11 protein-coding genes are annotated in these 11,912 nt (G+C 75.3%); 7 read left to right on the forward strand and 4 right to left on the reverse strand.

The window, feature by feature from the left end:
* Positions 1–2: 2 nt before the first annotated feature.
* Positions 3–773 carry a YdcF family protein gene (locus AMPC_RS02355; RefSeq protein WP_248344002.1) on the forward strand — a complete coding sequence of 257 codons (771 nt, stop codon included), beginning with the start codon at positions 3–5 and terminating at the stop codon, positions 771–773.
* 9 nt (positions 774–782) lie between these two features.
* Here AMPC_RS02355 and AMPC_RS02360 read toward each other — a convergent pair whose 3' ends face one another.
* Positions 783–1,520, reverse strand: coding sequence for an N-acetyltransferase (locus AMPC_RS02360; protein WP_248344004.1), 738 nt, complete (start codon positions 1,518–1,520; stop codon positions 783–785).
* A 98-nt stretch (positions 1,521–1,618) separates the two neighbouring features.
* The gene (locus AMPC_RS02365; RefSeq protein ID WP_248344006.1) at positions 1,619–2,740 is read right to left on the reverse strand and encodes a GDSL-type esterase/lipase family protein; all 1,122 of its coding nucleotides are present in this window, start codon (positions 2,738–2,740) and stop codon (positions 1,619–1,621) included.
* Positions 2,741–2,810: 70 nt separating this feature from the next.
* Here AMPC_RS02365 and yedF point away from each other — a divergent pair, with 70 nt between their 5' ends.
* The 3 genes from yedF to AMPC_RS02380 all read left to right on the forward strand — a co-directional run bounded on the left by yedF (position 2,811) and on the right by AMPC_RS02380 (position 6,184).
* The gene (gene yedF, locus AMPC_RS02370) at positions 2,811–3,152 is read left to right on the forward strand and encodes a sulfurtransferase-like selenium metabolism protein YedF (RefSeq protein WP_248344007.1); all 342 of its coding nucleotides are present in this window, start codon (positions 2,811–2,813) and stop codon (positions 3,150–3,152) included.
* A 169-nt stretch (positions 3,153–3,321) separates the two neighbouring features.
* Complete coding sequence (gene acs / locus AMPC_RS02375; RefSeq protein WP_248344008.1) at positions 3,322–5,280, forward strand: acetate--CoA ligase; 1,959 nt, start codon at positions 3,322–3,324, stop codon at positions 5,278–5,280.
* 151 nt (positions 5,281–5,431) lie between these two features.
* Positions 5,432–6,184, forward strand: a complete 753-nt coding sequence (locus AMPC_RS02380) for an acyl-[acyl-carrier-protein] thioesterase (RefSeq protein WP_248344013.1) — start codon at positions 5,432–5,434, stop codon at positions 6,182–6,184.
* 18 nt (positions 6,185–6,202) lie between these two features.
* Here the strand turns inward: AMPC_RS02380 and AMPC_RS02385 are convergent, their stop codons facing one another.
* On the reverse strand, positions 6,203–6,358 hold the full coding sequence (locus tag AMPC_RS02385) for a hypothetical protein (RefSeq protein ID WP_248344015.1): 156 nt from the start codon (positions 6,356–6,358) through the stop codon (positions 6,203–6,205).
* A 248-nt stretch (positions 6,359–6,606) separates the two neighbouring features.
* Entirely contained in the window at positions 6,607–7,386 is a 780-nt protein-coding gene (locus tag AMPC_RS02390; protein ID WP_248344017.1) for an ion channel protein Tsx, read from the reverse strand.
* 160 nt (positions 7,387–7,546) lie between these two features.
* On the opposite strand from AMPC_RS02390, the gene AMPC_RS02395 reads away from it, so the two are divergent.
* The 3 genes from AMPC_RS02395 to AMPC_RS02405 are packed head-to-tail and all read left to right on the forward strand — an operon-like array spanning position 7,547 to position 11,878.
* Complete coding sequence (locus AMPC_RS02395; protein ID WP_248344019.1) at positions 7,547–8,227, forward strand: ABC transporter ATP-binding protein; 681 nt, start codon at positions 7,547–7,549, stop codon at positions 8,225–8,227.
* Positions 8,224–10,755, forward strand: coding sequence for an FtsX-like permease family protein (locus tag AMPC_RS02400; RefSeq protein WP_248344021.1), 2,532 nt, complete (start codon positions 8,224–8,226; stop codon positions 10,753–10,755). Before AMPC_RS02395 ends, AMPC_RS02400 begins: the two co-directional genes overlap by 4 nt.
* A complete protein-coding gene (locus tag AMPC_RS02405; protein ID WP_248344023.1) occupies positions 10,745–11,878 on the forward strand; it encodes a lipocalin-like domain-containing protein in 1,134 nt (377 codons plus the stop codon). Before AMPC_RS02400 ends, AMPC_RS02405 begins: the two co-directional genes overlap by 11 nt.
* Positions 11,879–11,912 lie beyond the last annotated feature (34 nt).

Consider the following 11,912-nt stretch of genomic DNA (forward strand, 5'->3'; position numbering starts at 1 on the left):
CGGTGTTCCTCGTCCTCTCCAAGGTGCTCGACTGGTTCGCGGAGCCGCTCGCCTGGGTCCAGCTCCTCGCCCTCGGCGCCCTGGTCGCGGCGGCGCGCCGGCGGCGCGGGGGGGCGGCCGCGCTCGGGGGCGCCGCGCTCGCGGTGCTCGTCACCTTCTCGCTCCCGGCGGTCGCGAACGCGCTGCAGCGGCGCGCCGAGGCGCCGGCCCGCGACACCTCGCGGCCGGGCCTGGTCTACGACGCCGCCATCGTCCTCGGCGGGGCCTCCGAGCCGTCGGCGGAGCGGCTCAGCGGGGAGCTCGAGCTGAACGACGCGGTGGACCGGTACGTGCGCGGGTTCGAGCTCGCCCGGACCGGCCGCGCCCGCTACCTGCTCCTCTCCGCCGGGCTCATCCGCCCGGAGCGCGGGGAGCCGTCGGAGGCCGACCGGGTCGCGGCGAAGCTCGTGGCCTGGGGGATCCCGCGCGAGCGGATCGTGGCCGAGGGGCACAGCCGCAACACGCGCGAGAACGCGGTTGAGTCGGAGCGGGTGGTGCGGGCGCGCGGCTGGCGGACGCTGCTCCTCGTGACCAGCGCCGCCCACATGCCCCGCGCGCTCGGGTGCTTCCGCGCGGTCGGGCTCGAGCCCGACGCCCTGCCGGTGGACCGGCGCGCCCGGGACGGCAGCGACGACGGCTGGCTCCCGCGCGCGTCGGCGCTGGCGCGCAGCACCGAGGTGCTGCACGAGCTCACCGGCCGGGTGGTGTACCGGCTCGTGGGCTACGCCCGCTGAGCGGCGCCCTCAGGCCGCAGGCCGCAGCGCCGGGACGTCGGCCGCGAGCGCGAGGGCGCCCTGGCGCGGCGCGCGGGCCGGGTCGAACAGCAGCCAGGGGCTCTCGCGCTCCGCGAGCGACTCCACCCCGGCCGCGAGCCGCGCCGCCGGCTCGGTCCACCAGCCCTCGCGGGAGGGGACGAGCGTGCGCGGCAGGTCGGCCGGGCGCATGCGCTGGAAGCCGAGGTGCTCGTAGACGGCGAGACAGCGCGGGTTCTCGGCCTGGAGCGCCACCCGTCCGCCGCGGCCGACGGCGAGGCTGGTGCGCACCGCCTGGACCAGGAGGGCGGTCCCGGCGCCGCGGCGCGACTCGATGGCCGGCGGGTCGTCCGGCCCGAGCAGGTTCCAGGGCGCGGCCACCAGGTACTCGACGAAGATGGCGCGGCGGCAGCGGAACAGGGCGGCGACGGCCTGCACCCGGCCCCCGGAGCGGGCGACCCGGAGGACGCGCCCCGGCGCGTCGGCCTCACCCGGCTTCTCGCCGGTGAGGGTCTCCTCGAGGTCGAACAGCAGCCGCTCGTCGTCGGAGAGCCTGCGGCGCGTCTCGGCGGCGACGTCACGCCGGCGCAGCTCGCGGGCCTTCGCCTCCCACTCGTGGATCAGCCCGAGCAGCGCGGCGTCGGGAGGGAGGCGGTGAATCGTGAAGCTCGCCCGGCCGCGCGGCAGCCGGGCGCAACGTTCTTCTGGGTCGTCGAGGCTGGTGTGCATGCGGCGGAAGGAAACACCCGAACCCCGGTGCGCGTCCAGCAACGGAAGGCGACTTCTTCGTGAACCCGAGGGATCACGAGGGCTTGCGCGGGCTCGCCTCAGGGTGGGTAGAGGGGCGACACCGCCTCCGCCCAGGCCCGGTTCACGGCCACCGCCCCCTGGTCGTCGGGGTGGAGGCCGTCGGCGATCCGCTCCGGGTGGTCGCGGAACCAGCCGTACAGGTCGGGCCCGGGCAGGAGCCCGGCCTCGGCGGTCACCTGGTCCACCCCGGCGGCGAGCGGGGCGGCGTAGTCGAAGGGGTACTTGGTCTGGAACGGGACCCGGGCCAGCACCGGGATCCGCCCGGCGGCGCGGATCCGCCGGACCAGCTCCGCGAGCCCGGCCCGGAACGGCGCCGGCGGGTTGTCGTTCGAGCCGATGCCGATGGCCACCACCCGGACGTCGGGGTTCTGGGCCAGGAGCGGATCGATGCGGCGCACCAGGTCCTCGACGTGCGCGTTGCAGAGCCCGGCGGCGAGGGTGGCGGGGTGGTAGCCCGGGTGGGCCCGGGCGATCGCCTCGGCGAAGCTCGGCTGGTGGGCCGGGGCCCGGTCGAAGACCTCCGCGGTGATGCTGTCGCCGAGGAAGAGCCAGACGTCGTCGCCGCCGCCCGAGAGATCGTGCAGGTCCACCTCGTCGAGGAAGAGGCCCCAGGGGTTCACGCGCGCGGGGAGCCCGGTCACCACCAGGCGGACCCAGCGCCGCCCGCGGAAGTCGAACGAGTGGGCGCGGGCGTGGACCGCGTTGCCCGTCACCTGGACCACCGTGCGCCAGTGGCCGTCCGCGCCGTCGCGCGAGTCGGACGAGGTCTCGATCCGGTAGTCGGCCGGCGCGCCGTAGTACACGTCGTCGTAGTCGTGGTTGTGCGACGAGCTCCAGGAGAGGAGCAGCCGCCTCGGGCCGCGGCCGACCCGGATCGCCACCCACGCCGGCGCGCCGGGGGTGGGGTGGCCGCCGCACCAGACCGCCCCGGTGCGGTAGGCGCCGTCCACCAGCACCGCGCCGCCGGGAGGGCTCGAGGCGACCGGCTTCCCCCGCGACACGAGCGGCGCCGGCCGGAGCGGCCCGCCCCATCGCTCGCTGGCCGGGCGCCGGCGGGAGGCCAGGTGGGCCGCGCCGGCCAGCGTCAGGGCGAGGGCGCCGAGAGCCAGCAGGGCCCGGCGCGGGAAGGGGGAGGGCATCGGGGCTCGCCTTCTTACGCGCCCGATCGGCTCCCGTAAAGCGTGCTAATGGGCGAGGAGGAGGTGACGCGTGCAGCACGGCACGGTGGTGGTGGTGAGCGGCGAGACCCTGGGGCGCGGCGACGACGGGCTCGGGGCGAAGCTGCTCGGCAACTTCCTCAGGACGCTCGCCACGGTGGAGCCCAAGCCGGAGGCGATCGTCTTCTACAACGCCGCGGTGCGGCTCCTGGGGCGGGGCACGCCGCACGAGGAGGCGCTCCGGCAGCTCGAGGACGGCGGGGTCGAGCTCCTCGCCTGCGTCACCTGCCTCGAGTTCTACGGTCTGACCGCGCAGCTGGCGCTCGGGCAGGTGAGCAACATGCGCGAGATCGTGCAGCGGCTCCTGGCGGCGACGAAGACCATCACCGTCTAGGTCGCGTCCGGCCCGGCGACCGGTCCGGGCGCGCCCCTTGCGTGACTCGACGCGCCGCGCCGTCGTTTCCTCCTTGCCGGGGCGCGCGAAGGTTCGGCACGATGGCCGGTCCTGCGCCGGCCCCCCCGGCCTCCCGCGCGCTCGGCCCCCCCGCCGACTGGAGGAATCGATGTCCCAGGACCCGAAGAGCTCTCCTGCCGCCCACGCCTTCACCGAGTCGCAGCGCGCCGCCATCGACGCGCTCGGCCGCGACGAGCAGGTGATCCAGGCGCCGATCTGGCTCGCCCGCCAGGCGGTGGTCTCGAACGACGCGGTGGAGCGGAACCACGCGGCGCAGGACCCCGACGGCTTCTGGGGCGAGCGCGCCAAGGCCATCGACTGGATGCAGCCCTGGGAGCGGGTGCTCCAGGCCGACCCGCCCGATCACCGCTGGTTCACCGGGGGCAAGCTCAACGCCACCGTGAACTGCATCGACCGGCACGTCCACGGCGACCGCCGCCTCAAGGCCGCCCTCATCTGGGTGGGCGAGAACGGCGAGGAGCACACGTACACGTACAACCGGCTCTACCGCGAGGTGAACCGGTTCGCGAACGCGCTCAAGCGGCTCGGGGTGAAGAAGGGCGATCGCGTCATCGTCTACATGCCGCTCACGCCGGAGGGGATCATCTCGATGCTGGCCTGCGCCCGCATCGGCGCCATCCACTCGGTGGTCTTCGCCGGCATGGGCACGCAGGCGCTCCGCAGCCGCATCGAGGACTCGGGCGCGAAGGTGGTCATCTGCTCCGACTACACCTGGCGGCGCGGCAAGAAGCTGCCGCTCAAGCCGACGGTGGAGGAGGCGGTCCGCGACCTCTACTCGGTGGAGCACGTCATCGTGCACCGACGCGGCTCCCGGCCCGGCGACGCGCCGCACCAGTTCGAGTCGGAGCGCGAGCACGACTTCTACGACATCCAGGAGGGGCGCGAGATCCACTGCGCGCCCGAGCCGATGGACTCGGAGGACCCGCTCTTCATCCTCTACACCTCCGGCACCACCGGGAAGCCGAAGGGCGTGGTGCACAGCACCGGCGGCTACCTCGTCGGCGTCTCCTACCTCTCGAAGGCCTTCTTCCAGATCGGCGAGCGCGACATCTACTGGAGCACCTCCGACATCGGCTGGATCGTCGGCCACTCCTTCATCGTGTACGGCCCGCTCTCGGTGGGCGCGACCATCTTCTGCCGCGAGGGCGTGCCCGACTACCCGTCGCCGGACGTCACCTGGGAGCTCTGCGAGCGGTACGGCATCAACGTCATGTTCACCGCCCCGACGGCGGTGCGCATGTGGATGAGCCACGGCGCCGAGGCGCCGGAGCGCTACGACCTCAAGAAGCTGCGCCTCGTGGCCTGCGCCGGCGAGCCGCTCAACCCGGAGGCGCACCTCTGGGCGCAGCGCCACCTCGTGGGCCAGTCGAACGGCATGGTGGTGGACAACTGGTGGCAGACCGAGATCGCCGGGCCGGTGCTCGGCACGCTGCCGACGTTCGACGCCCGGCCCGGCAAGGTCGGCAAGCCGCTCCCGGGCGTGCACGTCGAGGTCGTCGGTCCGGACGGCGCGCCGGTGCCGGACGGGCAGGGCGGCCTGCTCGTGATCCGGCAGCCGCTCCCGTACATGCTCCGCACGGTCTGGGGAGACCACGCCCGCTACCAGAACTACTGGAAGCAGATCCCGGGCTGCTACACCGCGGGTGACATCGCGGTGAAGGACCGGGACGGCTACTTCGCCGTCCTCGGGCGCGCCGACGACGTGATGAACGTGGCCGGTCACCGCATCGGCACCGCCGACGTGGAGGGCTCGCTCCTCCGCCACCCGGCGGTCGCCGAGAGCGCGGTGGTGGGCCTGCCCGACAAGGTCAAGGGCGAGCGGATCAAGGCCTTCGTCGTGCTCAAGCCCGGCGTCGCCAGGGGCCCGGGCGTGGTGGCGAGCCTCAAGGACCACGTCCGCCAGGACCTCGGCCCCATCGCCACGCCGTCCGACGTGGAGCTGCGCGACTCGCTCCCGAAGACCCGCTCCGGCAAGATCGTGCGCCGCTACCTGAAGGCGGTGGAGATGGGCGAGGACCCCGGCGACCTCTCGACGCTGGCCGACTGAGGCGGCGCCGCTTCCGCCCGACCGGCGGCCGCCGACCTGGGCCGCAGCCCTCCCTCCCACCGGCGACCGCCGAGAGAGGCAGCATCCCTCCCTCCCCACCGGCGGTGGGGAGGGCCGGGTAGGGGCGGCCCGTTGTACACTCCCGGCCCCCATGCACGCCCACACCCGCGCCTTCCCGGTCCACAGCTACGAGGTGGACGCCTTCGGCGAGCTGACCGCGCCGTCGCTCGCCGGCTACCTGCAGGAGATCGCCGGCAACCACGCGAGCGCGCTCGGCTGGAGCCTCCCCGAGCTGATGCGGCAGGGGCTGACGTGGGTGCTGGCGCGCCAGCGCGTCGAGGTCGCGGCGTCGATCCGGGCGGGCGACGTCCTCGAGGTCACCACCTGGCCCTCCGGGCTCGACCGGCTCGCGGCGCTGCGCGACTTCCGCGTGCGCCGGCAGCGCGACGGCCTGGAGGTGGCCCGGGCGGTGAGCCAGTGGTTCGTGCTCGACCTCGAGACCCGCCGCCCGGTGCGGCCGGAGCGGGTGGTGACCGAGGTGCCGGCGGACCTGCCGCCGCACGTCTTCGCGCCGCCCCCGGCCCGGCTCCCGGCGCTCGAGGGCGGGCACGAGGAGAAGCGCTTCCGGACCCGCTTCTCCGACATCGACGTGAACCAGCACGTGAACAACCTGTCCTACGTGGCCTGGGCGCTCGAGTCGGTGCCGGAGGAGACCTGGCGCCGGCAGCGGCTCGCCGCGCTCGACGTGCAGTTCCTGGCCGAGTGCCACTACGGCGCGGCGGTGCTCTCGCGGACCGCCGCGGCCGGGCAGGGGGTGTTCCGGCACGCCATCGTGCGCGAGGAGGACGGGCGCGAGCTGGCCCGCCTCGAGACCGACTGGCTCCCGCGCGCCGGCCCGGCGTAGCGCCGGCGCGGGCCCCGCTCAAGGGCGGGGGCGCGGATCCGCGAGGCGGTCCCGCTGCTCCTGGCGCCGCTCCCAGGCGTCGAGCACCTTCGGCACCGTGAACGGCACCACGAGACAGATGGCGATGACGGCGATGGCCCAGCGGATCAGGCCGGCGTCTGCGAGCTGTTCCATGCGGCGCTTTCCCCCCGGATGCGCGCGGTTGACGACCCATCTCTACGGCCGGATACGGACACGCCCGGCCGCGACGGCGCCACTGTACGCCTGCGCGCCGGAGGAGTCGCGCTCTTTCCCGCCGCGGGGCGGCCGCAAACCCTCGGCACGAAAGCTGTAATGACGCGCCAAAAAGGAACGCCGGCGCGGGCACGAGGCCCGGCCGGCGTCGGTGCGCGCGCGGTCTTCCAGCCGCGCTCGCTAGCGGACTAGTTGAAGTTCCACTGCAGCATCGCCTGCGGGACCTGCTCGTCGCCGTGGGTCTTGTTGAAGTGCAGGTAGTACTCGCAGCCGGCGTAGAGCTTGCCGGCCTTGCCGCCGAACGGGGCGAGCACGTCCACGAGGAGCTCGGGCTGGGCGAGCACGTCCACGCCGTCGAGCGAGTTGTCGCCGTTGCCGTCCTTCTTCCAGCCCTGGACGTCCACGAAGCCGGTGAAGAGGAAGGGCACCGGGCCGATGTTGAAGGGCAGGGTCCAGAACGGGCTCACCTGGAAGGTGTCGTGCAGGTACTGATCGTACTTGTAGTAGACGTTGACGCCGACCACGCCGGGGATGGGGAGGTCGAGGTCGCCGCCGAGGCCGCCGAGGTAGCCGAAGTAGCCGCTGCCCAGGTTGAGCTCGGCCGCGGGGCCGAAGTTCTTGAAGCCCGGCATCTTGAAGCCGAGGAGCTTGGTGGCGTCGAGGCGGGGGTGCCACTCGCCGTAGGCCTTGGCGCGATCGTAGTCGTGCGCGGTGCCCGAGAAGTCGAGGAAGTTGCCGCGGTACAGGTCGACGAAGAAGAAGTTGTCGCCGTACGCCCAGGTGCTGAAGTGGTTGATGGTGACGGTGGTCATCGCCCCCGAGCTGGTGTTGTAGCCGAGGGTCTTGTCGTGGAAGTTCCAGCCCTGCAGCAGCTGGACGTTGGTGGTCGAGAAGTCGGCGCGGGCGGCCGGGGCGGCGAGAACGGCGGCGAGCGCGAGCACGCGCAGCGGGACGGCGAGACGGTTCACGGTGACCCTCCTCCTGGGGTGTGGGGCGCGAAGCGTACCGTTTGGGGTTCAACTGTCCAGCAGGATCTGAAATCCCACCCTTGACTACATGACGTAAAGTGAAGCCCGCCCCGTCGGTCGGGCGTCCGCGGCCCGGTCGCGCTATGAAGGCGAGCGCCCCATGGAAGAGGTCCTCGCGTTCCACAACGTCTCGAAAAGCTACGGGATCGCCGGGGGCGCCACCCTCCACGCCCTCCGCGACGTCTCGGTCTCGATCGCGGCGGGCCGGACGGTGTCGCTCATCGGCCGCAGCGGCTCGGGCAAGTCCACCTTCCTCCACCTCGCGGCCGGGATCGACGCCCCCTCCTCGGGCGCGGTGCGCCTCCTGGGGCGCGACCTGGCGCGCCTCTCCGACCGGGAGCGCACCCTGTCGCGGCGGCGCGACGTGGGGCTCGTGTTCCAGTTCTTCCACCTCCTGCCGCACCTCTCGGTCGAGGAGAACGTGCTCGTGCCGGCGCTCATCGCCGGCGGGAGCGGGGCCGGGGATCGCGCGCGGGCGGCGGAGCTGCTCGACCGGGTGGGGCTCGCCGGGCGCGCCCGGGACCCGGTCTCGCAGCTCTCCGGCGGCGAGATGCAGCGGGTGGCCATCGCCCGCGCGCTGCTGCGCCGTCCGCGCCTGCTGCTCGCCGACGAGCCGACCGGCAACCTCGACGAGGAGAACGGGCAGCGGGTGATGGACCTCCTCCTGCGGCTCGGCCGGGAGGAGGGGAGCGCGCTCCTCTACGTCACCCACAGCCGCGAGCTCGCCGCCCTCGCCGACGCGCGCTGGCGCCTGCACGGCGGGGTCCTGGAGCCGGCGTGAGGGGCTACTTCGCCGCGGCGCTGCGCGCCCAGCTCGCCGCCGGCCGCGCCCTGTTCCTGCTCTCGGTGGCCGGCGTGGCGCTCGGTGTCGGGGCGGTGCTCTCGATCCAGATCCTGAACCAGAGCGCGCTCGGCGCCTTCGCCGGCGGCGTCCGCGCGGTCTCCGGCGAGGCCGACCTGCAGATCCTGCCGCGCGGCCCGTGGCTCCCGGACGAGGTGGTGGCGCGGGCCCTCGAGGCGCGCGGGGTGCGCGCCGCCCTGCCGATCTGGCGCGCCGAGGTGGAGGTGGAGGGCGCGCCCGGCGGGCTCATGCTGGAGCTGGTCGGGACCGACCTCCTGGCGCCGGTCCGGGTGCCGTGGCGGCTCCCCGCGGGCGGGATCGCGGCGGCCCTCTCGCGCCCGGGCTGGGTGGCGGTGACGCCGGCCCTGGCCGCCGAGCGCGGCTGGCGCGAGGGGAGCCGCCTCGACGTCACGCTCGGCTCGCGCCGGGTCGGGCTCGAGGTGGGCGCGCTCGTGGACTTCCAGAAGCTCTCGCCGCTCGCCTCGCGGCGGCTCGCGGTGATGGACGTCGCCCAGGCCCAGGGCCTGTTCGGCGCCCGCGGCCGGCTGCACCAGGTGGATCTCCTCGCCGAGCCCGGGGCCGACCGGGCCGGCCTGGCGCGACGGCTCGCCGAGCGGCTCGGCCCGGCCGTGCGCGTCGCGCCGCCCGAGCAGCGGCAGGCCGACGCCGCCGGCCTCCTCGCCGCCTTCCGGCTCAACCTCACCGCCCTGTCGCTCATCTCGCTCTTCGTGGGCGGCTTCCTGGTCTACGCCACCACCCGGGCCGCCCTGTCGCGGCGGCGCGAGGAGCTCGGGCTGCTCCGCGCGCTCGGCGCCACCCGCGGCCAGGTGCTCTCGCTGGTGCTCGGCGAGGCGGCGCTGCTGGGGCTCCTCGGCACCGCGGCCGGCCTGCCGCTCGGGTGGCTCGCGGCGCGCGCCAACGTGGGCGCGGTGAGCGCCACGCTCCAGAACGTCTACCTGCTCGAGGGGATCGAGGCGATCGAGGTCTCCCCCTGGCTCTACCTGCTCGCGGTGGCGATGGGGCTCGCCGGGGCGATCGCCGGCGCGCTGCTCCCCGGGCTCGAGGTGGCGCGGCGCGATCCCCGGGCGCTGCTCGCGCCGCCGCGGCTCGACCCGGCCGGCGGGGCGCGCGGGCAGGGCGCGCTGGCGCTCGCCGGGTGGGGCCTCGCCGCGCTCGCCTGGGCCTGGCAGGCCACGCTCGGCCGCGCGCTCCGCCCGTCCGGCTTCGTGCTCGCGGCCGCGCTGCTCGTGGCGGTCCCGCTCACCGCCCCGTGGCTCCTCGCACGCGCCGCGCGGCTCGGCCGGCCCCGGCGCCTCTCGCTCGCCTACGGGCTGCGGACGGTGGGCGGGCGCGCCGGCGCCGCGGCGGTCTCGGCGGCGGCCCTGGCGGTCGCGGTGAGCATGGCGGCCGGCGTGACGGTGATGATCGGCAGCTTCCGCCGCACCGTCGAGACCTGGCTCGACGACACGCTGCGGGCCGACGTCTACGTGACGAGCCCGTCCTGGCGCCGCGCCCGCAGCGAGGCCGGGCTCGACCCGGCGCTGGTGGAGGCGCTCTCGCGGGCGCCGGGGGTGGTGGCCGCCGATCGGCTGCGGCAGGTGCAGGTGGAGGCGGCCGGGCGGCGCATCTCGCTGTCGGGCTTCGACGCCGGGCTGCCGCAGTCGGCCGGCCGGGTGCGGCTCGTGGAGGGACGGCCCGAGCCGGCGCTGCGCGAGGTCCGCGACGCCGGCGCGGCGCTCGTCTCCGAGCCGCTCTCGCGCAAGGCGGGGCTCCACCCCGGCGACGTCCTCCCGGTGGTCACGCCGCGCGGCGCGGTCCCGGTCCGGATCGCCGGGGTCTACTCCGACTACGGCAACGAGGGGGGCGCGGCCCTGGTCTCGCTGCCGCGGCTCGCGCAGCTCTTCGGGCCGGGCGCGGTGTCGAACGTGGCGCTCTACCTCGGCCCCGGCGCCGATCCCGAGCGCGAGGTGGACCTCCTGAAGCGCCGCTTCGCCGGGGTGCCGCTCCTCGTCCGCTCCAACCGGACGCTCCGGACCGAGGTGCTCGCCATCTTCGAGCAGACCTTCGCCGTGACCCGGCTGCTCCAGGGGGTGAGCCTGGTCATCGCCGCCGCCGGCATCACGCTCTCGCTGCTCGTGCTGGCGCGCGAGCGGGCGGCGGAGCTCGCGCTCTACCGGGCGCTCGGGGCGACGCGCGGCCAGCTCTTCCTGGTCTTCCTCGGGCGCGGTCTCGGCATCGCCTGCGGCGGGCTCGTCCTCGGCGCGCTCGGCGGCGCCGGGCTGGCGCTCGTCCTGGTGCGGCTCGTGAACCGCGCCTGGTTCGGCTGGACCATCGCCCTGTCCTGGCCGGCCGGGGCCCTCGGGGCCCAGGCGCTCACCGTGCTCGCGGCGGCGGCGCTCGCGAGCCTCTACCCGGCGGCGCGGGCGAGCCGCACCCCTGCCGCGGAGCTCTCGCGCGATGCGCTCTAGGTCCGCCCTCGCCCTCGGGGCGGCCGGGCTCCTCGCGGCCGCGGTCGCCGCCGCCGGCGCGGACCCCGCCTTCCGGCTCGCCGCGCCGGGGTACGCGTGGTCCTTCCCGCGCGACCACTCCACCCACCCCGGCTACCGGAACGAGTGGTGGTACTTCACCGGCCAGCTCGCGGCCGAGGGCGAGCCCGCGCGCCGCTTCGGCTACCAGCTCACGCTCTTCCGCGTCGGGCTCGTCCCCGAGCGGCCGCCGTTCGACTCCGCCTGGTCCGCCGCCAACCTCGCCATGGGGCACGCCGCCCTGAGCGAGCTCTCCGCCGGGCGGCACCGCTTCTCCGAGGTGCTCGCCCGCGAGACCCCGTTCCTCGGCGGGTTCCCGCCCTTCCCGGATCCGCTCCTCGCCTGGGTGCGGGCGCCGTCGGGGACCGAAGGGCGCTGGACGGTCCGCCGCGAGGGCGACGGCTTCGCGCTCGCCATGGAGGACCGGGCGCAGGGCTTCGCGCTCCGGCTCTCGGCCCGGCCGCGCAAGCCGGTCGTGCTGCAGGGGCCGGGCGGGCTCTCGGTCAAGTCGGCCGCGCCCGGGCACGCCAGCCTCTACTACAGCCTGACCCGGCTCGAGACCTCGGGAGAGCTCGAGGTGGACGGCCGCCGCTACCGGGTGGCGGGGGAGAGCTGGATGGACAAGGAGGTCGGCTCGTCCCAGCTCGGGCCGGGGCAGGTGGGCTGGGACTGGTTCAGCCTGCAGCTCGCCGACGGGCGCGACCTCATGCTCTACGCGCTCCGGCGGGCCGACGGGAGCGTGGACTTCGCGAGCGCCACGCTGGTGGACGCCGCCGGCCGGCCGCGCTGGCTCGCCCCGGGCGAGTGGAGCGCGCGCAGCGACGGCCGCTGGAGGAGCCCGGCCACCGGCGCCGACTACCCCGCCGGCTGGCGGGTCGAGGTGCCGGGGGAGGGCATTCGACTCACGGTGACGCCGCTCCTCGCCGACCAGGAGAACCGGGCCCGGGCCGGCGGGCTCTTCTACTGGGAGGGGGCCGTGAGCCTCTCGGGGGACGGGGGCCGCCCGGCGGGGCAGGGGTACGTCGAGCTCACCGGGTACGGGCGGGAGAACCGCCCACCGCTCTAGCGGGTCCGCCCCTCCCCACCTTCGATGGGACCTC

This window comes from Anaeromyxobacter paludicola (genome assembly GCF_023169965.1).
Classification (GTDB): domain Bacteria; phylum Myxococcota; class Myxococcia; order Myxococcales; family Anaeromyxobacteraceae; genus Anaeromyxobacter_B; species Anaeromyxobacter_B paludicola.